The organism is Rhodococcus sp. ACPA4 (genome assembly GCF_002300185.1).
In the GTDB taxonomy this organism is placed as follows: domain Bacteria; phylum Actinomycetota; class Actinomycetes; order Mycobacteriales; family Mycobacteriaceae; genus Rhodococcus_F; species Rhodococcus_F globerula.
Genome location: NZ_NSDY01000001.1, coordinates 2,862,497 through 2,886,752 on the forward strand (window position 1 = coordinate 2,862,497; position 24,256 = coordinate 2,886,752).

Below are 24,256 nucleotides of genomic sequence, written 5' to 3' on the forward strand. Positions count from 1 at the left end.
TCGAGGAGCCTCCGGGGAGTAACAAACCCGTCCTTCATCCCGACATTGCAGACAACTGCGACGGGCGTTCGACCATCCACTACCGAGGAGTTCACTTTCATGGAGGCAGGGCTCGGCATCGGTATCGGCTCGACAACTCTGGTGGCCGTCGTCGACAAACTCGACGACACCCCCGCAAGCTCCCGACGTACCGTGCGGAGTGACAGTGTCGTTCAACTGGATCCGAGCAGCATCTTCACCGACTTCGTGGAACGCGTGGGTGACCCGGTTCCGCTGTTCTCCGCCGACGGGACCCCACATCGCGGCGAGGACCTCACCGCGGTAGCGATTACGACGCTGATGCGCGACGCTCTTGCTGATCACGACCAGCCGAGCCACGTTGTCATCGCCCATCCCGCCTGGTGGAGCCGTCACGCGGTTTCGGCATTGGAAAACGCCCTGTCTACCAGAATGATTCACGACGCCATCGCGGTAAATACGACGCTGGTCGCGGAGCCGATCGCCGTGGTGGACTGGTTGCGCACTTCCGGTCACCCCGATTCGGAAGGGCTCACCGTGGTCTTCGATCTGGGTGCCCGATCGCTCGACGTCACTGTCGTGACCACCACTGGTGGGAATACCACGATCGTCGGCAAGCCCCTGCACTCCGACGACATCGGCGGCGACGAGTTCGATCAGCTTGTCACCATGCATCTACTCACCGAATTCGACCGCGATACACACATCGACACGTCCGTGCCGGAGACTCTCGAAGCCTTGACAGCGCTTCGTGTCCACGCTCGCGAGGCCAAGGAAGCTCTGTCGTTCGATACCGAAACGGTTGTCCACGTTGATCTTCCCGGCGGCTCCCACAACCTACGCCTTGTCCGGTCCGAACTCGAAGACTTACTCCGTCCCGCGATCACACGATCGGTTGCCTTGGTACACGAGGCGATGCGATCAGCCGGTGTCGAGTCGAACGACGTCAGTCATGTTGTTCTCGCGGGCGGTAGCTCGTCCATCCCACTGGTCGCGGAACTGTTGTCGTCCGAACTCCGAGTACCGATGATCGCCGCACCGGATCCACGATCCTGCGCGGCGGCCGGAGCTGCAACTCGCGCAACCGCAATAGGAAATACCGCTACTGCCGTCGAACATTCGCAGCCGAAACCGATTCCCGTTCCGGCATTCTCGACACCGATTGTTGTTACTTCGGACCCCGAGGCCACATCGGCGGCGCGGCGCTCGTCCCGAGTGGGCATCGTCGCAGCTGTCGTCGGCGCGTGTGCGATCCTCGCGGCTGGTGGACTCGGAATCGGTACCGCAGTGGACAAGATCAAACCCGCTTCGAGTTCCGCCGACCCGAGTATCGAATCCCCTACTTCGGCAATAACGTCCAACCCGAGCGCGCCATCGGGCTCCGAACCGGTGGCCGACGCCGCGCCGTCGACAGGCGCAGCTGTCGCCGTCACCGGGTCGCCCGCCCCCGGCACCCGATCTGTGGGCGTCGCGACGACGGGGGCTGCCGGAACGGGTGCGCCCGCCGCACCAGTAGCCACAGACCCACCTGCTGCCGCGCAGCCGAACTCCGATCCCACGACCGCCCAGCAGAACGTCGACTCCGGTTCGCCATTTCAGATTCCCCAGGTCCCGGCGTTCGAGGTTCCGGAGCTTCCCGTTGTTGTCGCGCCGCAATTCCCGGACCAACTGACACTGCCAACAGCCATCCCACGCTTTCCCGTCGGATAGTCGAGGCACTGCGTCGTGAACAGTGAATCTCCTTATATCCGTGACCTTCTGAGCACTATCGACCTGGACGCCGAACCGCTGAGATTGTTTGTCACCGGTTCCGGTGCAAGTGCTCGGCCACAGCTTGTCGCAGCGGTGCACCGACGCTTGATCGGCCGCGAAGCCGTCGTCGTGACAGCCGATTTCACCGGAGACGACCGTGGGCCCGATACCGTTCTCTTGATCGACAACGCGCTGGACCTCGACGCGGCCGAGCTTGCGAAGGTCCTCGAAACGCTGCGACGCACCGACATCTCAGCCGTCGTGGCGACGGACATGGTCGATCCGCGTCTGGCCGACACTGCGGCCGACTTCTCCGCGTCAGGTTCGGTACTCCACCTGGACCGCTTGCGCTGCTCGGATATTCAGGCACTCGCGAACGGGTACGGGCATTCACTCGCGCCGGACGAAGCCAGCGATCTCGAGTTCTTGTCGGGTGGACATTTCGGAGCCCTCGACGCGGCCCTTCGGTCGCCGGTTCGGGGGCGTCAGACCGTCGACGATGCACTTCGGGGGTACTTCGCCCGCACCGTGGGTGCGCTCGATACCCGGCAACGCGAGATTCTGCACATCTCGAGTATCGTGCACAATCTCGCGCCCGACGAACTGGAACTCGGCGGTCCGAGCGACGCATTCGATCGCGCTCTGGGAACGGGACTGTTTGCTGCGCAATCCCCCGCGATCGTCGAATCACTGGCGCATCCTCTCGGAGTCGGCTCCGAGCGCGCGACATTGGATCGAATACTGGGCCGGCGCATCGAAGCGGGCGTTCTCGATATCGACACCGCTGTGCGACTTTTTGATGCAGGAGTACGTCACCCCGGGATCGCACAACACTTCTACGAGCACGCCAAGCGCGCCACCTCCGCTACAGCCGCCGATCTGTACCAGCGGGCTGCGGTGATCGAATCCCCTTCTGCCGAAACCATGCTGCACCACGCGGAGTGCGCGGCCTCGCGCGGCGACCTCGATACCGCTGTCAGCCTGACAGATTCGATACTCGGCGATCAGAGCGCACAAGACGCCGATCTAGCTGTTGCAGTGCGAATCTCAGCAGCGGTATCCGCAGTGTGCGGTCAGATCGCCTCCGGCGCAGAACTCTACGCGTGGCTCGGCCCCGCGCGAGCAGACGCGGAATCGGCATTCGGGGCGATCCTCCTCGTCGCGTCCGGCCGCATCGACGACGCCACGGCGATGCTCGCCGGAACCAGCGGCGCACCATCGCCAGGCAGTACCGGGACCGGCCTGCTCGCCCGCGGACTCATGCAGTCGCTGACGGGACCGCCTCCGCTTGCGCTCAACACGATGTCCCGGGCGCTGACACTGCCTCGATCTCCTGGGGCTTCGCGCTTTCAGGCCGACTCCCCTGCTGCCATCGTCGCCACTGCACTCATGCACACCGGAGCACATGATCGGGCTAGAGACGTTCTGGCGAAAGCAACCCCAGCGCACGACACATCCAGCCATCTGTGGGCCCGTCATCAGATTCTCGCCGCGTGGGCAGCACTGCTCGCCGGCAGTGAAAACCCCGTCGCCGACATCCCCGAATCAGCGCTCACGGATTCCCTCGGCCAGCGCGACACATTGTTTCTCCTAGCGTTGGAAGTGGGTGTCGCCCGGAGATTCGGGGACCTCGAGGACGTGCGTCGCACGTGGTCTCGGGCGTCGGGAACCCTCTTCGAATGCAGCGTCAATCTGCTCGATCTGTTGCCGATCTGCGAATTGTGGCTGGCCGCAGTTCGTCTCGGCGATACGGAACACGTCGACCATCTCATCGACGAGGCTCAGGATCTGCTACGGCTGCTCGGCGATCCGCCGCTGTGGTCGTCGCTGTTTCACTGGTACGGCGTCCAGGCCGCGATTTTGGGACAATCCCCGGCTGATCTGCTGCCGCACGCGCGTGCGCTCGCGGAATCAGCCAAGATCCACTCGTATTCCGCGGGTCTCGCCGAAGCCGGCCGCCAATGGCTGCTTGTCCTTCAAGGAACGGTGAGCGGCGACGAAATCGAGACCGCTGCAAGAACTCTGAATCGAATCGGTCACTCGTGGGACGCTGCGCGCCTTGCGGGAGAGGCCGCGCTTCGGGCACCCGACACCAAGTCCGCAACAACGTTGCTTCAGCTCGCGCGCTCCTTTCGGGTCAACACACCTGAGCCTGGTTCCTCGAGAGAAGATACCAACGCACTCCCCGACTCGCCCTTGACCGAGCGCGAACACCAGATCTCCGAACTTGTCGTACTCGGGCTCACCTACCGCGAAATCGGTGAGCGCCTCTACATCTCCGCGAAAACCGTCGAACATCATGTCGCGCGCATCAAGCGGAAAGTCGGAGCGCAGTCCCGTTCAGAACTCCTGGTAGTCCTGCGCAGCCTCACGACCCAGAACCGGAATTAACTGAATATTCACCCTTCTGGCACAAACGAGCTTTCGAGTGGTAGTTTCCACAGCCAGTGCATGTTTTTTGTGCGATGCGATTCGATAGCCATATTAGGGGGACGCGGTGACCTGGGGAGTCGGACTTGATGTCGGCAACACACGTTGCACTGCGGTGATCGCCGTGCCCGACGCCGAACCGGTGATCATCGACCACGAGTCCGTGCTGCACCACGCGCCGGACGGCACTATCGCACTGGGTACTGCCCACACACATTCACCGGGCGTACGACGGTTCCTCGACCGAGTCACTACCGACAACGAAGCGGCTCCCACCCAGCGGACGCGCGGTGAAGAACTGGTCGCAACCGCGCTGTACTGCCTCGTTGCGGAAGTGCACAGCCTCACCGATCAGCCGCTGCGCATTGTCGCCGCCATCCCTCCCAACTTCTCGGCTCGATCTGTGGACACGCTGCGAACCGCGCTCGACAGCATGGATCTCGACTACATCGAACTTGCGCCCTACTCCGCGACCCTCGGCGCCTACAACCTCGATTCCGACATCACCACGGGTGAACGCTCGGCACGGGGAGCCGCGGTTCTGGCTGTTCCCCGCGCGGCGAGTGCTTCCGTCCCCGACATCGAGCAGGCGCCGGAGACGGAAGACATCCTCAGCACAGATGCCGCACCGAGTCGGCGGCCCGTCTACCTCGCAGCCGCCGTCGCCGGTCTCTTGACTGCCGCGGCATGCGCGCTCGCGGTGTTGATCGGTAACGCCCCCACAACGCAGGTGCCGGAAATTCGTGACGCCGCCGTCCCGGCGTATGCCGAAATAGCGCCGCCCACCGATCCCGCGCCCCTTCGCGAGGTTCCGATCCAATTCCCCACTGCCGCGCCCGTGGCCGTCGTCCCACAGAACCGCACGCCGACCCCGCGATATCAGGCTCCCACCCAGGACGCCCTTCTGGTCGACGAATTTGACGACGTTCCGACCGAAGACGAGAGCGCCGAACCGCTCGCATCCGAGATCCCCGCCGTGGACGACTACGACGTTGGCGGCGAACAGACCGATCCCGTCGACCCTGGCACAACTGATCCGGAACCGGTCGATCCGCAGCCTGTCGATCCCGAACCGGTCGACCCGCAGCCTGTCGACCCGCAGCCCGTCGATCCCGAACAGGCACCAGAAACAACTCCCTAGCTGCACATATCGACTTCCCTCGACCTAGGCGCCCGACCTCACATCGGAGCCTTCCCCTATGGTGGGGCGGTACCTTCCGGCGTTACGGCCGAAAGACTCGAAGGGATTTCATGCGTAACTCGTCGGCGATCCGGACCGTTCTGGTCGGCGCCTCGGCACTTCTGCTCGCAACATCGTTCTCAGCTACAGCTTTGGCGCAGCCGGCAGAACCCACATCCGAATCATCAGTCGAACAGCTCTCCGCGGATCAGCTACCCGCCGAACTGGTCGAGGCGATCAGCCGAGATCTGAAGATTTCCCCACAGGAATATCTCGATCGCGCCGCCAAGGCCCAGGAGTTGGGTGCGTACGCGGAAAGCTTCCGGTCCTCGCGCCCCGGCGATTACGCGGGCTCGTGGATGAACCTCGACGGTCAACCGGTTGTGGCAGTAACCAGCGCCGATGCAGCACGCGTCGCCGCAGCCGACGGATTCGTCACGCATGTGGCACCGGTCTCCGCAGGCAGTCTGGAACAGAGCCTTGCCGACGTCAACGGATGGATCGCGAAACTGCCCGGCGATATCGCGACGGCAGTCAGCTCCACCTCCATCGACGTACTGAACAACCAGGTTGTCGTCGACGTTGCCAACAGCCCCGTCGGCAAGGCACTCAACCTGCCCACGATGCTCGAGAACACCAAAATTCGGCTCAGCCCGGATGTCGGCGGCGCGATCGACGCTCGCGCACTCGGCGGCGACATCTATGTCACGTCACCGGGTCCGATCCGCGAGACACCGACCGAGGACATCTCCGTCTGCTCGTTCGGATTCAATGCCGTCGACAGTCACGACAATGCGCTCAATATCAGTGCGGGACACTGCAATAAGGCCGAGGGAACCGCTGCACCCGTCTATCTGCCCAACCCGCAGAACATCGACGACAGCCTCCAGGTCGGCAACTTCGCCCAGTCCGCGGTAGGTAAGGCCGGCGAAGAACTCGACTACTCCGTCATCAAGCTCAACCAGGCAGGCGTCGACGCCGGACTCGACCGCGCATCTGTGCGCGGCGCCGGTGGCACGACCCTCGAGATCACGGGCACCGCACGCCCCGTCATCGGAGCACCGATGTGCAAGTCCGGTCAGGCCAGCTCGTTCACGTGTGGCGTGGTCGCAGCCGATCAGGTTGAAATCCAGCTTGTCCGGCCCGGCGGCGAATCGCGCACCGTTCGCGGCTTTGCCGGAACAGCATGCACCCTTGCGGGCGACAGCGGCGGAGCTATCGTCACCGGAACCCTGGCATTGGGAATCACGAGCGGTTCCAACAGCACCGGCGCCCCCAACTGCACCGAAGCGAATCTTGTCCTCGCCATGTCCGGCGGGACCACGAACATCGGAATCCCCGTAGACAACATCACGCAGGCCGCTGACGCAGCCTCCAGTGGCGGCGTCGGATCCGGAATCCAGGTCCGCACAATCGGCTGATCACCGGAACTCACTCGTTGTAACGGGTGGGATTCGTGGGGAAGAACCCGTTATAGTCGTGTGCGACTGCGATACGGCTCGCCGAAAGGCGGGCCGTATCCGCGTGCACCCAGGGGGGCCGCACGCGGTCAATGAAGCGGAAAGGCCCACATGCGAAGCTCCACCGCACGTCGCGCCGCAGTGTTCGGATCGACGATGCTGCTGCTCCTCGGACCGATTGCCGCTGTTGCGAGTGCCGAACCGTCGACGCCCGGCGTGTCCGACCAGGCCGCACATCTGCCCGTCGAACTCGCCGAGGCACTTCAGCACGATCTGGCATTGACGCCTGATCAGTACCTGACGCGTTCGGAACTCGCGCAGAAACTTGCCGAGTTCGCAGACATCGCGCGGGTGCAGTTCCCCGACAGTTTTGCCGGAGTCTGGCTGGACGACCTCGGGCAGGCCGTTGTTGCACTGGCCTCCGGGCAGGGCAACGATGCAGCTCGCTCGGCCGCCGAAAAAGCCGGTTTCCAGGTCAATGACGTGGCACAGAGCGAATCGGCTTTGCAGAACGAGGTGTCCGCACTCAACACCTGGCTCGAGTCGCAGCCACCTGCCGTCGCAGATCTGGTTCGGGGAATTGCCATCGACGTTGTCGGAAACGGCGTCGAGTTGACCGCAGATCCGGCAGCCGGACTGGCCCTGCCGGACTTCCTGAACACAACCGTCCGCCACGCCGCCGTCCCGATCTCCGTACCGCCGATCGTTGTCGACCTCCTCCCCGCCACCGGTTCCCTGACCGGCGACGCCGCGCTCGGCGGCGACGCGTTCGGCGGAATCTCCGGCTTCAACGGATTCAAATGTTCCTTCGGTTTCAACGGAACCGATGCCTCCGGTCGCACCGTCAACATCAGCGCAGGACACTGCGACCCCAACCGCATCGCCGCAGGCACGCAGTACGCCTCTGAAGCCTTCCCGCTCGTCAACAACCAGCCGGGACCGCGAGTGGGATACTTCGCCAAGAGCGTGTTCGGGCCGCGGGACTACTCGATCATCAACATCGACGACCAGGCGAAGTACCGGTTCGACAACAACAGCGTCCGGGTTCCCTTCAACCGATCCGTCAACATCGACGGGGTTGCCGATCCCGTTGTCGGCGCACCGGTCTGCAAGGCCGGATCGACCACCGGCTACAGCTGCGGCGTTGTCACCAGCGTCAATCGCAACGCAGTGGTCTCGGAGCAGCCGATGTCCAACCTCTTCACCACCGACATCTGCGTCCTTCAGGGCGACAGTGGCGGCCCGATCATGACCGGCACCCGGGCACTGGGCATCACCAGCGCGTCGACGGTCGCAACATCTTCCTTCTGCGAGGTCGCCCGGGCGGCGACACTCATCGGCAGCCCTCAGCCGATTCAGTACGGAACGCCCATCAAGGACATCCTCGCCGAAAACCCCGGCTTGAAAGTCCGCGACTACTGATCGCACCGCACCTACTGTGGCTCACCTCCTGTCGAGGTGGGCCACAGTTTTTTGTCGCAAATGCGCCCTTTCCCCCCGCCCCTACCGGTGCGAACGTACCTTTCATCGCCCTGGATGCGCCGAAAGGTACGTTCGCTCCGGACGGGTCGGTCGGTACCGCCAAAACAGCGCGGACGGCAGGTTAGGGCTGCCTGATTAACAGGGGCGAGATGCACACCACCTAACGTGACGGTAGATATGTTTGCGCAGCGGCCAAGCCCGTCGTTGCGGAATAATTGATCTCGCCAGGCCAAGCATGGTTACTCACCGGTACACATAGTGGGCACATCAAGCTACTGGCGGGTAACATATGGCAGGTTAGTATCAGTGGGCTCTTACCAGGTGGCCGACGCGTCGCCCTGAAATGAAAGGCCGCGACATGAATGCCCTGACGATCACGTTGGGCACCATCGGTGTGCTGCTGAGCCTCGTGTGTTGGTATTCCTTCATCGGTGGCGCGCTCAAGATGGTGAAGGTCGTCCAAATCGGCCAATCAGCACCAGACCGCTGGCGTCCGTTCTTCCCCCGCTTCAAGCAGATGGTCATCGAGTTCATCGCGCACACGCGCATGGCGAAGTTCCGTACCGTCGGCTGGGCTCACTGGCTTGTCATGGTCGGCTTCCTGCTCGGCGCCATCGTCTGGTTCGAGGCTTACGGCCAGACGTTCAACCCCGAGTTCCACTGGCCGATCTTCGGCAACTGGGCCATCTACCACCTGGTCGACGAGATTCTGGGTCTTGGCACCGTCATCGGCATCACCACGCTGATCGTCATCCGCCAGCTCAACCACCCGCGCCTGCCGATCCGCCTGTCCCGCTTCGGCGGCTCGGATTTCAAGGCTGCCTACTTCGTCGAAACCGTTGTCCTCATCGAGGGCCTCGGCATGATCTTCGTGAAGGCCGGCAAGATCGCGACTTACGGTCATTCCAATCCGTGGACCGACTTCTTCACGATGAACCTGGCCAAGCTGCTCCCGGCCAGCGCCACGATGGTGGCCATCTTTGCGTTCATCAAGCTGATGTCCGGCATGATCTGGCTGTACATCGTCGGCCGCAACATCACCTGGGGTGTTGCCTGGCACCGCTTCTCCGCGTTCTTCAACATCTACTTCAAGCGTGAAGACGACGGAACTGTTGCTCTCGGCGCGGCAAAGCCCATGATGAGCGCGGGTAAAGCCCTGACGATGGACAACGTCGATCCCGACACCGACACCCTCGGCGCCGGCCAGATCGAAGACTTCTCATGGAAGGGCTGGCTCGACTTCACCACGTGCACCGAGTGTGGCCGCTGCCAGTCCCAGTGCCCCGCCTGGAACACCGGAAAGCCGCTCTCTCCCAAGCTCCTCATCATGTCGCTGCGTGACCACGGCTACGCCAAGGCCCCGTACCTGCTGGCCGGTGGCCGCAAGGACATGGGCGGCGACGAAATCGGATTGGTCGACGCCGACGGCAACGTCAACGAAGCCGCCCTCGCCGCAATCCCCGAAGCCGCCCGCCAGGAAGCCGAGCGCAAACTCGTCGGCGAGACGGTCGAGGGTGAACTCGCACCGGTCATCGATCTCGAAACCCTGTGGAGCTGCACCAACTGCGGCGCCTGCGTCGAACAGTGCCCGGTCGACATCGAACACGTCGACCACATCATCGACATGCGCCGCTACCAGGTCCTGATCGAATCGGAGTTCCCGTCCGAGCTCGCCGGCCTGTTCAAGAACCTCGAGAACAAGGGCAACCCCTGGGGCCAGAACTCCAAGGACCGCCTCAACTGGATCAACGAGATGGACTTCGAGATCCCCGTGTACGGCAAGGACGCCGACACGTTCGAGGACTACGAGTACCTGTTCTGGGTCGGCTGCGCCGGCGCCTACGAAGACCGCGCCAAGAAGACCACGAAGGCTGTCGCGGAACTGCTCGCGACCGCGGGTGTGAAGTTCATGGTCCTCGGCGCCGACGAAACCTGCACCGGCGACTCCGCTCGCCGCGCCGGCAACGAGTTCCTCTTCCAGCAGCTCGCGCTGCAGAACATCGAAATGCTCAACTCCGTCTTCGAGGGTGTCGAGCAGAAGAAGCGCAAGATCGTCGTCACGTGTGCGCACTGCTTCAACGCCCTCGGTAACGAGTACCCGGAGGTGGGCGGCGACTACGAGGTCGTGCACCACACCCAGCTGCTCAACCGTCTGGTGCGCCAGAAGAAGCTGATCCCGGTCGCGTCGGTGAGCGAAGACATCACCTACCACGACCCGTGCTTCCTCGGCCGCCACAACAAGGTCTACGACGCACCCCGTGAACTCATGGAAGCATCCGGCGCCAAGCTCGTCGAAATGCCGCGTCACGGCGAACGATCCATGTGCTGTGGTGCCGGTGGCGCCCGCATGTGGATGGAAGAGAACATCGGTAAGCGCATCAACGTCGACCGCGTCGACGAAGCGCTGTCCACCAACCCCAAGAAGATCGCAACGGGTTGCCCCTTCTGCCGCGTCATGCTCAACGACGGCGTCACCGCACGCCAGGAACAGGGCAAGGGAGAAGGCGTCGAGGTTGTCGACGTCGCACAGCTGATGCTGAACTCCGTCACCCGCCTCGAACCCAGCCAGCTCACCGAGAACATCAAGGTGATCCCGCGTGAGAAGGCACCGGTTGCCGCGGCACCCGTCGTCGAAGAAGCCGCACCCGCGGCCGAGCCCTCAGCTCCGGCCGCTACCCCGGCAGCACCCGCTGCCGCCGGCAAGGGCCTCGCAATGAAGGGTCTGGCCAAGGCACCCGGCGCAAAGGCACCCGGCAAGGGACTCGGAATGGCAGGCGGGGCAAAGGCTCCCGGCGCCAAGAAGGCTGCTCCGGCAGCTGCCGAAGCTCCCGAGTCCGCAGCACCCGAAGCTGCACCCGCCGCAAAGCCCAAGGGCCTCGGCCTGGCCGGCGGAGCCAAGGCTCCCGGTGGCAAGGGTCTGCAGATGAAGGGCGCTGCCAAGGCACCGGGCGCAAAGGCTGCAGCAGCACCCGCTCCTGAAACTGCTGCACCCGAAGCCGCTGCTCCGGCCGCACCCGCCAAGCCGAAGGGTCTGGGCCTGGCGTCCGGCGCCAAGGCTCCCGGCAAGGGTCTGCAGATGAAGGGTGGGGCAAAGGCTCCGGGCGCAAAGGCTGCTGAGGCCCCCGCCGCACCTGCTGCCGAGGCTCCCGCCGCACCTGCCGCCGAGGCCCCCAAGGCTGCGCCGGTTGCCAAGGCCGGCGGGCTCGGATTCAAGTCGGGCGCAAAGGCTCCCGGTGCAAAGAAGGCAGCTCCCGCTGCCGCAGCTCCGGCTCCCGTTGCGGAAACCCCGGCGGCTCCTGTTGCCGAGGCACCCGCCACTGAAGCACCGGCCGCCGAGGCTCCCGCTCCTAAGGCTCCGCCGGTTGCCAAGGCTGGTGGGCTCGGATTCAAGTCGGGTGCAAAGGCTCCCGGTGCACGCAAGGTAGCGCCCGCTGCTGCAGCTCCGGCTCCCGCTGCCGAACCGGTAGTAGAAGCGGCTGCACCTGAAGCTCCGGCTACCGAAGCACCAGCCACCGAGGCACCAGCTGCCGAGGCTCCCGCTGCGCAGGCCCCCAAGGCTCCCCCGGCCGCAAAGCCGGGCGGGCTCGGATTCAAGGCAGGCGCAAAGGCTCCCGGCCGCAAGTAGTAATCACGTCATCGAACGCCCTCGCCATCACGGCGGGGGCGTTCGTGTTTGCCAGGCTCGTAAGCGAGCAGGGTTTCTGGGTAGCGAGCACCCCTTCCAGCTCGCCGGAACCCTTGCTCACTGCACACAAACACTGCTCACTGCACACAAACACTGCTCACTGCACACAAACTATGCACACTGCGCGACCTATCCACAGCACAGAAACCCGTCGACCCATACGGGCTCCGATGCACCAGGATTGTTCGGCATGGGGGAACAACCGCACATCGTCCGCAGACCCGAGCATCTCGCCACCGGCGGCACCGACTCCGAGATCCGTCGCAGCTGTTCACACGGCGACTGGACCCGCCTACATCGCGGCGCCTACGTGTCGACGCAGCCGTTCTCCGAACTCGACGCACATGCGCGCCATCGTCTGCAGGTCCATGCGATAGCGAAGGCAGCCACGTCCGACGCAGTTGTCAGTCATACCTCCGCGGCAGTACTGCACGGCCTGGATTTATGGAACACTCCGCTCCGCCTGGTTCACCTGACTCGAAACCGTCGAGGTGGCGGCAGCACGTCCACTCACAGGCAGGTGCACTCTGCGTTGTTCACCGCGGACGAAGTCACGACCGTCGACGGTCTGCGGGTGACAACGCTTGCGCGCACGGTAGTCGACCTCGCCCGTTCACTACCGTTCGAGCCGGCCCTGGTCGCGGGGAACTCTGCGCTGCACCGAACACCGCTCGCTCTGGCCGACATCACCTCAAATCTGGCTGGGGTGCCGCGTCATCCGTCGCACCGCCATGCCTTTCATGCGATCGACGCGATGGACGGCCGGATCGAAAGCGTCGGCGAGTCACGGAGTTTGGCCCTCTTTGTCTCCGAGCACTTGCCGATGCCCGAACCGCAAGTTCAGATCGGTGATGCTCGTGTCGATTTCCTGTGGCGCGAGCATCGCACTGTCGGGGAGTTCGACGGCCGGGTCAAGTACGGCCGCTTCGTTCCCGTCGGCCGCACCCCTGAGGATGTGCTCTGGGCAGAGAAGGTCCGCGAAGACCGTCTGCGGGATGCGGGTTGGCAGGTGGTTCGGTGGACATGGGCGGACTTGTCGACGCCGCAGGTGGTCTCGGATCGTATCCGTGCGGCATTCAACCGCGGCCGCACCCCCTAGCCGGCCACCCAGCGAACCCTGCAAGTGAGCACAGTTTCTGCCTAGCGAGCACCCGTACCAGCGTGCCGCACACCATGTTCACTGCACACAAACCATGTCAGCTTGCCCACAACCACTGATCCCCGAGGACCAAGTACCCGAATTGTCCGCTTGGCCATCCGCCAAGAGTTCAGACCGGTTAGTCTGCAGCCACGCGGACTCTTGCAGTGGCAGTGACACTTACAGTGGCACTCACCCTCTTCCCCGGCACTGCAGGAGCCGCAACCAACGGCTGTACGTCGGTGACTCATCTTGTCCCCGAGAAGAACTGGGCGGTCACGATCCTCCTAGGCAGCCGCTACACCTCGTGAGTCCACAGCTTCAACTGCGGAACACCTGGCGGCGTGAACCCGAGCACCTGGCCGTAGAAGGACAGTTCCGCGTTGCGGGAACTGATGATCGTGGACTGCTTACGGAAGCCGTGGGATTCGCCTTCGTAGGCCAGGTAGGCATGCGGAATGCCCTTCGATACCAGTGCATCTCGAAAGCGTTCGGCTTGTGACGGCGGAACGATCGGATCGTCGAGACCTTGCAGCAGCAGGACCGGGCAGTTCAAACCGTCGACGTTGTTGAGCGGTGCGCGCTCCGCGTACAGCGCTGCGGATTCCGGCAGCGGCCCGATCAGTCCGTCGATGTACCGCGATTCGAAGTCATGGGTTTCCTTGACAAAACCGTCCAGTTCGGCCACGCCGTAATAGGAAGCGCCGCATGCAAACACGTCGGAGGTTGTCAACGCGGCCAGCACGGTCCAGCCGCCCGCAGATCCGCCTTCGATGGCCAGACGGGCAGGGTCGGCAAGCCCCTGTTCGGCGAGTCCGGTGACCGCGGTGATCACATCCTGGACATCTACGACGCCCCACTGCCCACGCAGACGATTGCGGTACTCGCGGCCGTATCCGGTGGATCCGCCGTAGTTGACGTCCACGACGCCGATTCCCCGACTGGTGAAGTAGGCGTAAACGAGGTTCAGAGCGGGTGCGATGTGCGCGGTGGGTCCGCCGTGCACAAAGGCGACGTACGGCGGGAGTTCACCGTCTTGGCCGCGGTAGCGGGGATTGCGGGGCGGGTAGGCAAATGCGTGGACTTCGCGGCCGTGCCCGTGTGCAACAACGGTTCGAGCTTCCGGGAGATAAGCAGATTCGGGAAGCGCGTCGACGGACAGGCGAACATCACGCAGCGCTCCGGTTCCGAGGTCCAGTTCACGCAGTCCGGTAGCCAGTTTTGCGCCACCGCTTTTGATCAGCAGCTGATCATCGCGCACCTGCATGAGGCCGATGCTGGTGACGCCGGAGACGTCGATGTCGCGCAAGTCGCCGGTTTCCGGGTCCAGCACCGCGAGGGTATCCGTGCCGAAAGTGCGCACAGTCAACAGTTTTCCGTTGCCGAGCACCTCGTACCAGCGGGCGCCGAACTGCCACAGCGCGTCACCGAAGTCGGCATCAACCGGGCACAGCGCGGCCACGTCTGTACCCACGCGATAGATATTCCACCACCCGCTGCGATCGCTGACCACGTACAGTTCGTCGCCCGATATCCATTCCGGTTGCAGCACTGACTCTTCCGTGCCGCCGAGAAGAACTCGATGCGGACCCGCCACTCCGTCGACCAGATCCGCAACCCGCAGTTCGGTTCCGTCCCAGGGCATCTGCGGGTGATTCCATGCAATCCAGGCGATCTTGCTTCCGTCCGGGGAGGGCCGCGGGTATGCAAGGAAGTCCGAACCGCCGACGATGGCGCGAATCTCGCCGGATCCGTCGAGCGGAATGGCGCAGATGTCGCGCGTGATCGTGCCGCCTGGCGCGTGGGACTCGCGCACGGCCCACACGTCGGCTCCGACGATCGACAAATCCGCGTATCGCACCGACGACGATGTCGGGGGTGTCAATGCTCGCGGCCTGAGACCTTCGAGGATGTACACCCGCTGATCGGAGAACTCACTGAAAACCAACCGCCCGGAGTCCGTGACCGTCCACGCGCCGCCGCCGTACTCGTGAACTCGGGTGCGTGCGTTCCACGGCGCGGGCAGTACGTCGACGGGCTGATCGTCGAGTCCCAACCGTCGAATCGCGACGCGCCCGCCTTCGGTTGGCCGCAGCTCCGCCCACCACACCTCGTCACCGACGTAGCGGCCACCTTCTACCGGATGACCTCCGTTGGCCAGATCTGCTGCGTCGATGGGCGATGCCCACGATCCGTACGGGGCTGCGATCACGTCGGTCGGCGTCATGCGCCCCAGAATAAGCCAACCGACGTGTAAGCCAACCGAACAGACGGCACCTTCTGTCGTGCCCGGAAGAATCCACTTGCGCACAGGTGGAATCATGTAAGTCGTGAGCACACCAGAACCCGTCCGCCATCGTCAGCCGCAGCGCGAGCTGGAGCAGTCGTCGAAGCTCCAGAACGTCCTGTACGAAATCCGTGGACCGGTGCACGCGCATGCCGCCCGGTTGGAGGCGGAAGGGCACCGGATCCTCAAGCTCAACATCGGAAACCCCGCACCGTTCGGTTTCGACGCACCGGACGTGATCATGCGCGACATGATCGCCGCTCTTCCCTACGCTCAGGGGTACTCGGAGTCCAAGGGCATTCTGTCGGCCAGGCGCGCGATCGTGACTCGGTACGAGCTGGTTCCCGGCTTCCCCGAGGTGGACGTCGATGACATCTACCTCGGCAACGGGGTGTCCGAGCTGATCACCATGACAATGCAAGCCCTGCTCAACAACGGGGACGAGGTGCTGATTCCAGCGCCGGACTACCCGTTGTGGACGGCAATGACCAGCTTGTCCGGCGGAACTCCGGTGCACTATCTGTGCGACGAAGGCAACGACTGGAATCCCGATATCGCGGATATCGAATCCAAGATCACCGACAAGACCAAGGCCTTGCTGGTCATCAACCCGAACAACCCTACGGGTGCGGTGTACTCGATGGAGATTCTCCAGCAGTTGGTCGATCTGGCGCGCAAGCATCAGCTTCTTCTGCTCGCTGACGAGATTTACGACAAGATCTTGTACGACGACGCCAAGCACATCTCGCTTGCGTCGTTGGCTCCCGATCTTCTGTGCCTGACGTTCAACGGTCTCTCGAAGGCGTATCGCGTTGCGGGCTACCGTTCGGGTTGGGTGGCGATCACCGGCCCGAAGGAGCACGCCGGCGGCTTCCTCGAGGGTCTCGACCTCTTGGCGTCGACGCGCTTGTGCCCGAATGTTCCGGGTCAGCACGCTATCCAGGTGGCGCTCGGTGGCCATCAGAGCATCGAGGACCTCATCCTCCCCGGCGGACGTCTGCTCGAGCAGCGCGATGTCGCATGGGAACGCCTGAACATGATTCCGGGTGTCTCGTGTGTCAAGCCGCGTGGAGCGCTGTACGCGTTCCCTCGCTTGGATCCGAATGTTCACGAGATCCACAACGACGAGAAGTTGGTTCAGGATCTTCTTCTGCAGGAGAAGATCCTGATGGTTCAGGGAACGGGCTTCAATTGGCCCGATCATGACCATTTGCGAATCGTTACCCTTCCGTGGGCCCGTGACCTCGCTGTCGCAATCGAGCGGTTTGGCAACTTCCTTACGAGTTACAAACAGTAGGAAGCTGGAAACCCACTGGCCACGGCCATGGACACTTGACCAGTTTGCTGTTCCACGAATGCCCCGCGCAGATAAATGTGCGGGGCATTCGTGCGACCTTGGTCACAAATTTCCGAAACCGATCGGTTTGGTTGAGTGTTTGACTAGTCGCGACCTGCCGCTACGGCAGAAACAGCGCAATTGGTCCGATAACCGTTGTAAATTAGTAGCAAGACAATGCACCAGATTGGTTTGAAATTGGGTACATTGGTTTCAGCACTTCGGTGCCGCGAGCACCTGGTATCCCTCCCCCCCCTGTGGATACCAGGTTGGTGGCGGGGACAACCCCCCCTGTTCCCCGCCACCCAGCTCGAACTCTTCCTCTCCAGCCGCCAAGTCCGGCGACTCACCCGTTCACAGCAACTGCCGCTAACATGGCACCGGTGCAAATCCCCAGTCCGACACTCAGTTTCCGATGAGCCACGGTCACGGCCATGGTCATGACGGCCCACTCCACATCGGAGCCACTGCTGCCCGCGTCGTCGTCGGCATCCTCACCGTCGTCGGTCTAGCCGTACTCGTCGGCGTCATCGCTCTGTGGCCGGACAAGGCCAACCTCGACATCCCGTTGCCGTTTCAGAACTCCGACGGCGGGTCAGTGGTCACGGAGGCCGGCACGGTCACCCTCCAGGAGATCGGCGCCTGCGGAAGTGTCTCGGCGGGAAGACCATTCGTCGGCGAACCGGCACCCCCGGCGAATACGAGTTATCAGTGTCAGCGAAGCATCGTCGACATCGAATCGGGTCCGAACGCCGGTACCCAGACATTGCTGGAGATCATTCCGGGTCCCGGCCAACCTGATTTGCGAGTCGGCGAGCATATCCGTCTGCTGCGCCAGACCGATCCGACCGGGGCGACGCAGTATTCCTTCGAGGACTATTCACGCGGATTGTCGCTGACGCTGATCGTCGTGGCTTTTGCCGTGGTGATCATCGCTGTTGCCCGGTGGCGCGGATTGCGGGCACTTCTCGGGCTTGTGGTGGCGTTCGGCGTGGTGGTCGGCTTTCTGCTCCCCGCCTTGTTGGACGGAAAACCCGCGATACCCGTTGCTCTGGTGTCGGGCGCCGTCATTTTGTATGCCGTCCTGTACCTCGCGCACGGGGTCTCGCTCCGAACCAGTTCTGCGCTTCTCGGAACGCTCGCCGCCATGGTTCTTGCTGCGGTGCTGTCTTACCTGTCGATCGAACTGACACAACTCACCGGGCTCTCCGAAGAGCAGAACACCAACGTGCAGACCTACATTCAGCACGTCGACATCACCGGACTCCTGCTCGCAGGCTTCATCATCGGCTCGCTGGGTGTGCTCAACGACGTCACGATCACCCAGGCGTCGTCGGCATTCGAGTTGGCGCAGTTGGACAAGGGCGCGACCCGACGCCAGGTGTTTGCCGGCTCGATGCGCGTGGGTCGCGATCACATCGCCAGTACCGTCTACACCTTGGTCTTGGCCTATGCGGGCGGCGCTTTGCCGTTGCTGCTGTTGTTCAGTGTCAGTGGCCGTCCGCTGGGCGACGTTCTGGTCGGCGACGCCGTAGCCATCGAAATTGTGCGATCTGCTGTCGGCGGCATCGCGCTTGCGCTGTCCGTTCCGCTCACGACGGCAATCGCAGTGCTCCTTGCCCGTCCGCCGGGAAGTTCGACGGCCACCGCATCGAACGGTGGGCGTCACTCCAAGCGCTAGCTCACAAACCGGGGATGGGCGGCAGAACGGGAAGCAGGATCGGGGGCAGCCCGGGAATGTACAGCGCGGGCGGCGGCGCCGGCGCAGGTGCCGGCGGGACGTACGGCGCCTCGTAGGGTGCCTCGTACACGGGAGCTTCCTCCGTCACCGGAGGCGGCTCTGTTGTGGTGGTAGGCGGCGGTGTTGTGGTGGTGGTCGGAACCGTCGTCGACGGCGTTTGTGTTGTGGTGACCTCTGTTGCTACCGGGCCGGCTTCGCCCGAATCGCCGAACACCTTCCCGCCGTAGCCCATTCCCAGACCGACGATGACGATCGCGGCAACAACACCGGCTCCCAGTCCGGCGAATCGGAACTGCCTGCCTGACTCCGGGGTGGTTGTCTCGTCGTGTGAAGTAGCGGCGAGCCAGGTGGGTTGTCCCCCACTGACGTCCTCGTGAACAGCCGAGTACGCCTGGGCATCGACCATGACGGGTTCTTTGACGTCTGATTCGTCGCTGTCGTAGTCGGCGGCTGGTTGAGCCTGGGTCGGTACTGACTCGGGTGCGGGCGCCACCTGCGCATGCGCGGGCGCATGGAGATCGGCACTCGCCGGCGCAGGCCCTGGCCCGGTCATCGTTGCAAGGCCACCGTGGGCGAATGCCTGGACGGGCGCCGGCGCCACAGCAGGAGTGTTGATCGGGTACGGCGCAAAGATCGGCGCCACTGCCGGGGCCGCAACAGTCACGGCGGGCGCAGCGACGGGTTCTCTGCGGGGCGCGCCGCCCGCGAGCAGTGCGGCTCCCTGCGTGGCGAGGAGGTCTGGCTGTTCCGGCGCTATGACGGGGATTTCGATCCACCGTTCCAGCACGGTGCGAATGATGGGGACTCGGGCGCCGCCGCCGATCAGTACAACGGAGTCCGGGCGCCGACCGGAGGTGGCAACCACCTCACGGACCTCTCGGGCCAGAGCCTCGACGCTGGGCGCGACCAAGGAGTCGAAGACTTCTCGGGAGAGGAGTAGTAATCCGCCTGGTCCGGGGAGGCAGACTGCGCTGCGGGTCGAGAGTTGTTCCTTGGCCAGTCGGCTCCGGGCTTGGAGTTCTGCGATGCCTTCGGGATCGGTAGGCGTCGCGATGCGACGTCGTTCGGTTTGGTCGAGGTAGACGAGTGCGTCGAACTGATCGCCGCTGACTTGACTGGATCTGGCGGTGACGACGGTTGCACCGGTGGTGCGATCGAGGACGTCGACGGTTGCGCCGGTGGCACCGAGGTCGATGACCACCAGGGTGTTCTGTGCGCCCAGCGTTCCCGGCTCCTCGAGCATCCGCAGAATTGCCGCCGATTCGGGTATCAGCCGGTAGTTGTCGATCCGGCCACGATCGAGTGCCTGGGTGAGGGCGCCTGCCTGACTCTGATCGCGGTAGACGACAGCGACGGAGTTGTCTTGGCCGGCGAATTCCGCGAGCGCGACGCGAATGGAATCGGCTGCCACGTCTTCGGGGGTTTCGTGTCCGCGCACGATCGCTCTGGATCGAAATACCGGCCCACCGTGCTCCGGCGCTCCTGGGCGTGCCAAGCGCACAGCGCTCGCCCCCACTGTTACACCGAGCACCAAGTTCATGAGCCACCTTCGTCGACTGCAAACAGATCCATGAGCAGATCCGTCACCTTCCGGCGGGAAGTCTACCCATTCGATTGCATCGTGGAGATGTGCAGAGTCGAACCGACCGTACGGCTGGCAACTTGTCAGTTATTCACCCTTAGCTCTCACCGCCCTACCCCGCGATAAATCCAGCCGGCCGATCGCCAGAGTGACGGGTCGAGGCAGTTGCGTCCGTCGACGATCACCCGCCCGTGCACAACCGAATCCAACTGTGACGGTTGGAGTTCGGCAAACTCAGACCATTCGGTGGCAACCACCACGACATCTGCGCGCTTGCACGCCCCTGACGTCGACGTTGCATAGTTGAGCGTAGGAAAAATGGTGCGCGAATTCTCAATCGCCTTGGGGTCGTACACCGTCACGTTCGCGCCGTGCAGTTGCATCATGCCCGCAACATTCAGCGCGGGCGAATCGCGCACATCGTCCGATTCAGGCTTAAAGGCCGCCCCTAGGACAGCCACGTTCATTCCCAGCAAACTGCCCCCGCAGGCTTGCGTCACCAGCTCGAGGACCTTGGTTCGGCGTCGCATGTTGATGCTGTCCACCTCACGGAGGAACGACAAGGCTTGATCAACGCCCAGCTCTCCGGCCCGCGCCGCGAACGACCGAATGTCCTTCGGCAGGCAACCGCCGCCGAATCCCAAACCGGCGTTCAGGAAGCTCCGCCCGATCCGCGCGTCGTGACCGAGGGCGTCAGCTAACACGGTGACGTCGGCTCCGGTTGCCTCGCAGATTTCCGCGATCGCGTTGATGAAGGAAATCTTTGTGGCCAGAAAGGCGTTTGCCGAACCTTTCACGAGTTCCGACGTCGCAAGGTCGGTAACCAGAAACGGGATGCGCGCGTCGAGCATCGACGCATAGACGTCCCGAAGAGCAGATTCGGCGGTGCCGGGGCGATCCCGATCGACGCCGACAACCAGCCGGTCCGGACGCAACGTATCTGCGACGGCTTTTCCTTCGCGCAGGAATTCGGGATTCCACGCCACCTCGACGCCGTCGCCGGCCGGGGCGGCGGCCCGAACCCGCGCGCCTAGCCGTGCGGCTGTCCCCACGGGAACTGTCGACTTCCCGACAATGACGGCCGGACGCTCCAATAGCGGTGCCAGCGTGTCGATCACGGCATCGACGTGAGAAATGTCCGCGGCCTTCTCGCCGCGCTTCTGCGGAGTGCCCACGCAAAGAAAATGGAGATCCGCGAACTCCGAGGCCTCCGCGTACGACGTCGTGAAGCCCAGCCGCCCGGATTCGAGATTCCGCGTCAACAGTTGTGCCAGTTCAGGTTCGAAGAACGGAACATGACCGGCGCACAGCATCTCGACCTTCGCGGCGTCGATGTCGACGCCCAGAACCTCATGTCCCAGTTCCGCCATACACACGGCATGGGTCAGCCCCAGGTACCCGGCCCCGAACACGGTCAGTCTCATGAGTAGTTCATATATCCCAACGACGGACGCGGCGGGAACACCGCGTAGTCGATGTGCAAACATTTCGCGACATCATGGTGCCGCATTGTGGCGCTGCCCCTTTATGATTGACCTCATGCACATCCTCTTTGTCTGCACCGGAAATATCTGCCGATCGCCAACAGGGGAACGCCTTGCTCGAGCATTTGCGGAGGAAGCGGGAATCACGGATCTCACGGCGTCGAGTGCCGGTACACGCGCCCTTGTCGGTCATGCGGTGGAACCGACAGCGGCGCTGGTACTGGAAGGGCTGGGAGGCGATCCCTCCAATTTTCGCGCTCGCCGGCTTACTACGGCAATTGCGTCTGAAGCCGATTTGATTCTGGCTATGACGGAGCGTCATCGCGACAAGATTCTGGCGTTGGCGCCATCGCAGTTCAAGCGAACTTTCACATTGCGTGAGGCCGCTCGGTTAGCGGAAGAATCGGCGGCAACAACCGTTGCCGAACTCGCCGACGCTCGCCCGCGCTATCACGTTCAGGAAAGTGAAGACGTTGCCGATCCTATAGGCGCGGATGAGGAAACTTTCCACGCTGTGGGTTTGGAGATCGCCACTCTTCTGGGGCCTTTGCTACGACGTATCGCGATTCCCGCTCAATAGGACTCCGCTTGCCGATCCCCTTCGGCAATCATTGCCCTCAACGCAGAAAACAGCCCCTGTCCAGCTCAGTTGGACAGGGGCTGTTTGTTAGCTACTACGCACTCACGTTCAAGATCGACCCGATGCCCTTGCCGATGAATTCCAGAATGTCATCAACAGACGGGACGCCAATTTCTGCGCTGAAAGAATACAGGGAACCGAGCATGAGATCCTCCGGATCATTAAGGTGAATGGCGGATTGCCACCGCCGTGATACTAACTGTTTTTATCACATTCCGGGCATTTGGTCGGAGAAAAAGTGATTATTTCCGGACCAAAGTCCCGTTCATGTACTCAGGCTGATTCGGCGGTAACAGAATCAATCGAGATAGCGATGTCCGTTTTCACTCGTCCGGAGCTGGAATTCCTGAGTTGGCGCATCATCGAACGGTATCGAGGAGTGTGGGGCTTCCTCGGGCGCCTTCACGGGAGCCTTGACGGGAGCAGCTTTCGTTTCTGCCGAGTCCGTCGCGGGTGCCGGCGCCTTCTTCGGTGCGGTGGCCTCGGCAGGAGTCGCAGAACTTGCTGAGGCTCCCGGTAACGGTGCAGCCTCAGCGAGCGCAGGCACCGTCTTGTCAGTTTCGTAGTAGTACTTGTACTCGTATCCACCGCCCCGCTTGTTCGCGGGCGTCATCGTGATGACGGTGCCCAAGATGCGTGCGCCGACGCTCTGAAGGTTGCCGACGGCCCGGGCAAGCTGGTCCCGCTTGGTGCTGGCGTGGCGCGCAATTACCAAGGCGCCGTCTGACATTGCGGTCAGAACTGCAGCGTCCGTGACCGGAAGCAGCGGCGGTGCGTCGATGATGACGTACTCGAAGCGATCACGAAGTTCGGCAAGAACCTGCCGAGAGTGATCGGTGCCGAGCAATTCGCTCGGGTTCGGCGGAATAGGTCCTGAGGCAAGGACAACCAGATCGCCGTGCGTTGTCGGCTGCAGTACGTCGTCGAGTTGCGCTTGACCGGCCAGGACCGAGCTGAGGCCGACGGTACCGATCATGCCGAGATACTTCGAGACTCGCGGCTTGCGCAGGTCGCCTTCCACGAGGCAGACCGATTTTCCGGCCTCTGCGAGAACCAGAGCGATGTTGACGGCCGTCGTCGTCTTACCTTCTGCGGAAAGCGAACTCGTGACAACGATGACGCGTGGCGGGTTGTCGACTTCGAGGAACTGAAGGTTGGTACGCAGCTCGCGGTAGGCCTCTGCGCTGGCAGAGTTGCCTTCGTTGAATTCGATGGTGTGCTTGGTCTGCATTTCCTTGTCGAAGGGAATGGTTCCGACCAACGCCGAGCCTGCCACCTCTTCGACAACCCGACGATCCTTGACGGTGTTGTCGAGACGGTCACGCAAGACGGCAAGCGCGATACCCAGAAGCAGACCAACTGCTGCGCCGAGTGCGATGTTGCGCTTGGTGTTCGGCGAGACCGGTGTGGTGGGTGTTCCCGCTTCCTGCTCGACGACCACACGGGCCGCCGGGGTTCCACCCGTCTCCGGGGTTTCCAATTCCTTTGCCATCAAGACAAACTCGTCCGACAGCGCGTTCGCGATATCGCGTGCACGTTCGGGCGACGGATCCTTCACGCCCACGTCGATCAGAACCGTGTCGGGTGCGGACGTCGCCACAACGCTTGCCGCGAGTTGGGCCGGCGTCATTCCGTTGACTGCATCGCTACCGAGCCGATCGATAGTGCGCTGTGCAAGGGTTTGTCCGGTCAGGAGCTTGGTGTACGACGTAACCCGCTGCTGTGACAGCAGGTTTCCCTGGTATGCCTCGTTGACGGAGCTTCCCAGCGTGGTGGACACGAACAGCCTGGTAGAGGCCTGGTAGATCGGGGTCGAGATCAGCGAGGCGCCCAACGCGCCGAGAATCGCGACAACGGTGACAACAGCGATGATCTTCCAGCGCGCCTGCAATACCTTCAGGTAGTCCTGTACTTCCATCTTCAATCCCTTTCGGCTCACGCACTGAGCTGCGCGTTGGAGCGATGATCACAAGCGTCACGTCAGAACCCGCGACATTTGCCGCATACCTGACATTCAATTGAACAGCAAATCCTTAGACAC

The 24,256-nt window shown here is 63.0% G+C and carries 15 protein-coding genes; 11 read left to right on the plus strand and 4 right to left on the minus strand.

Going from position 1 to position 24,256, the window contains the following annotated elements; all coding sequences use genetic code 11:
- Positions 1–99 precede the first annotated feature (99 nt).
- The 8 genes from CJ178_RS13065 (at position 100) to CJ178_RS32765 (ending at position 13,456) form a co-directional block, all read left to right on the plus strand.
- A complete protein-coding gene (locus CJ178_RS13065) occupies positions 100–1,728 on the plus strand; it encodes an Hsp70 family protein (protein WP_179300745.1) in 1,629 nt (542 codons plus the stop codon).
- A gap of 15 nt (positions 1,729–1,743) precedes the next feature.
- Entirely contained in the window at positions 1,744–4,161 is a 2,418-nt protein-coding gene (locus CJ178_RS13070; protein ID WP_095886851.1) for a helix-turn-helix transcriptional regulator, read from the plus strand.
- Between the two features lie 106 nt (positions 4,162–4,267).
- The gene (locus tag CJ178_RS32760; RefSeq protein ID WP_095886852.1) at positions 4,268–5,341 is read left to right on the plus strand and encodes a hypothetical protein; all 1,074 of its coding nucleotides are present in this window, start codon (positions 4,268–4,270) and stop codon (positions 5,339–5,341) included.
- 110 nt (positions 5,342–5,451) lie between these two features.
- Entirely contained in the window at positions 5,452–6,801 is a 1,350-nt protein-coding gene (locus CJ178_RS13080) for a protease (protein WP_095886853.1), read from the plus strand.
- A gap of 150 nt (positions 6,802–6,951) precedes the next feature.
- On the plus strand, positions 6,952–8,262 hold the full coding sequence (locus CJ178_RS13085) for a S1 family peptidase (protein WP_095886854.1): 1,311 nt from the start codon (positions 6,952–6,954) through the stop codon (positions 8,260–8,262).
- Positions 8,263–8,680: 418 nt separating this feature from the next.
- Entirely contained in the window at positions 8,681–11,947 is a 3,267-nt protein-coding gene (locus tag CJ178_RS13090) for a (Fe-S)-binding protein (RefSeq protein ID WP_095887960.1), read from the plus strand.
- Between the two features lie 250 nt (positions 11,948–12,197).
- Entirely contained in the window at positions 12,198–13,106 is a 909-nt protein-coding gene (locus CJ178_RS13095; protein WP_095886855.1) for a hypothetical protein, read from the plus strand.
- Between the two features lie 206 nt (positions 13,107–13,312).
- Positions 13,313–13,456 carry a hypothetical protein gene (locus CJ178_RS32765; RefSeq protein WP_162487720.1) on the plus strand — a complete coding sequence of 48 codons (144 nt, stop codon included), beginning with the start codon at positions 13,313–13,315 and terminating at the stop codon, positions 13,454–13,456.
- Here the strand turns inward: CJ178_RS32765 and CJ178_RS13100 are convergent.
- Entirely contained in the window at positions 13,444–15,372 is a 1,929-nt protein-coding gene (locus CJ178_RS13100; RefSeq protein WP_095886856.1) for a dipeptidyl-peptidase 5, read from the minus strand. The two genes, CJ178_RS32765 and CJ178_RS13100, sit on opposite strands and share 13 nt — an antisense overlap.
- A 103-nt stretch (positions 15,373–15,475) precedes the next feature.
- Between CJ178_RS13100 and CJ178_RS13105 the strand changes: the two genes are divergently transcribed.
- Both CJ178_RS13105 and CJ178_RS13110 read left to right on the plus strand, forming a co-directional pair.
- Positions 15,476–16,729: a pyridoxal phosphate-dependent aminotransferase gene (locus CJ178_RS13105; RefSeq protein WP_033235721.1), complete on the plus strand. Its 1,254-nt coding sequence runs from the start codon at positions 15,476–15,478 to the stop codon at positions 16,727–16,729.
- A 454-nt stretch (positions 16,730–17,183) separates the two neighbouring features.
- Positions 17,184–18,449: a YibE/F family protein gene (locus CJ178_RS13110; RefSeq protein WP_033235722.1), complete on the plus strand. Its 1,266-nt coding sequence runs from the start codon at positions 17,184–17,186 to the stop codon at positions 18,447–18,449.
- Between the two features lies 1 nt (position 18,450).
- On the opposite strand, the gene CJ178_RS13115 is transcribed toward CJ178_RS13110, so the two are convergent.
- A complete protein-coding gene (locus CJ178_RS13115) occupies positions 18,451–20,049 on the minus strand; it encodes an Hsp70 family protein (protein ID WP_095886857.1) in 1,599 nt (532 codons plus the stop codon).
- A gap of 146 nt (positions 20,050–20,195) precedes the next feature.
- On the minus strand, positions 20,196–21,515 hold the full coding sequence (locus CJ178_RS13120) for a UDP-glucose dehydrogenase family protein (protein WP_095887961.1): 1,320 nt from the start codon (positions 21,513–21,515) through the stop codon (positions 20,196–20,198).
- Positions 21,516–21,630: 115 nt separating this feature from the next.
- On the opposite strand from CJ178_RS13120, the gene CJ178_RS13125 reads away from it, so the two are divergent.
- The gene (locus tag CJ178_RS13125; protein ID WP_033235836.1) at positions 21,631–22,155 is read left to right on the plus strand and encodes an arsenate reductase/protein-tyrosine-phosphatase family protein; all 525 of its coding nucleotides are present in this window, start codon (positions 21,631–21,633) and stop codon (positions 22,153–22,155) included.
- Between the two features lie 358 nt (positions 22,156–22,513).
- Here CJ178_RS13125 and CJ178_RS13130 read toward each other — a convergent pair whose 3' ends face one another.
- On the minus strand, positions 22,514–24,133 hold the full coding sequence (locus CJ178_RS13130) for a polysaccharide biosynthesis tyrosine autokinase (RefSeq protein WP_257013121.1): 1,620 nt from the start codon (positions 24,131–24,133) through the stop codon (positions 22,514–22,516).
- Positions 24,134–24,256: the final 123 nt, after the last annotated feature.

Excerpts from the sequence above, each read along its gene's own strand:
- CJ178_RS13130 (WP_257013121.1), bottom strand. The coding sequence starts at position 24,133 with ATGGAAGTACAGGACTACCTGAAGGTATTGCAGGCGCGCTGGAAGATC.
- CJ178_RS13115 (WP_095886857.1), bottom strand. The coding sequence starts at position 20,049 with ATGAACTTGGTGCTCGGTGTAACAGTGGGGGCGAGCGCTGTGCGCTTG.
- CJ178_RS13090 (WP_095887960.1), top strand. The coding sequence starts at position 8,681 with ATGAATGCCCTGACGATCACGTTGGGCACCATCGGTGTGCTGCTGAGC.
- CJ178_RS13095 (WP_095886855.1), top strand. The coding sequence starts at position 12,198 with ATGGGGGAACAACCGCACATCGTCCGCAGACCCGAGCATCTCGCCACC.
- CJ178_RS13125 (WP_033235836.1), top strand. The coding sequence starts at position 21,631 with ATGCACATCCTCTTTGTCTGCACCGGAAATATCTGCCGATCGCCAACA.
- CJ178_RS13065 (WP_179300745.1), top strand. The coding sequence starts at position 100 with ATGGAGGCAGGGCTCGGCATCGGTATCGGCTCGACAACTCTGGTGGCC.
- CJ178_RS13110 (WP_033235722.1), top strand. The coding sequence starts at position 17,184 with ATGAGCCACGGTCACGGCCATGGTCATGACGGCCCACTCCACATCGGA.
- CJ178_RS13100 (WP_095886856.1), bottom strand. The coding sequence starts at position 15,372 with ATGACGCCGACCGACGTGATCGCAGCCCCGTACGGATCGTGGGCATCG.
- CJ178_RS13120 (WP_095887961.1), bottom strand. The coding sequence starts at position 21,515 with ATGAGACTGACCGTGTTCGGGGCCGGGTACCTGGGGCTGACCCATGCC.
- CJ178_RS13080 (WP_095886853.1), top strand. The coding sequence starts at position 5,452 with ATGCGTAACTCGTCGGCGATCCGGACCGTTCTGGTCGGCGCCTCGGCA.
- CJ178_RS13085 (WP_095886854.1), top strand. The coding sequence starts at position 6,952 with ATGCGAAGCTCCACCGCACGTCGCGCCGCAGTGTTCGGATCGACGATG.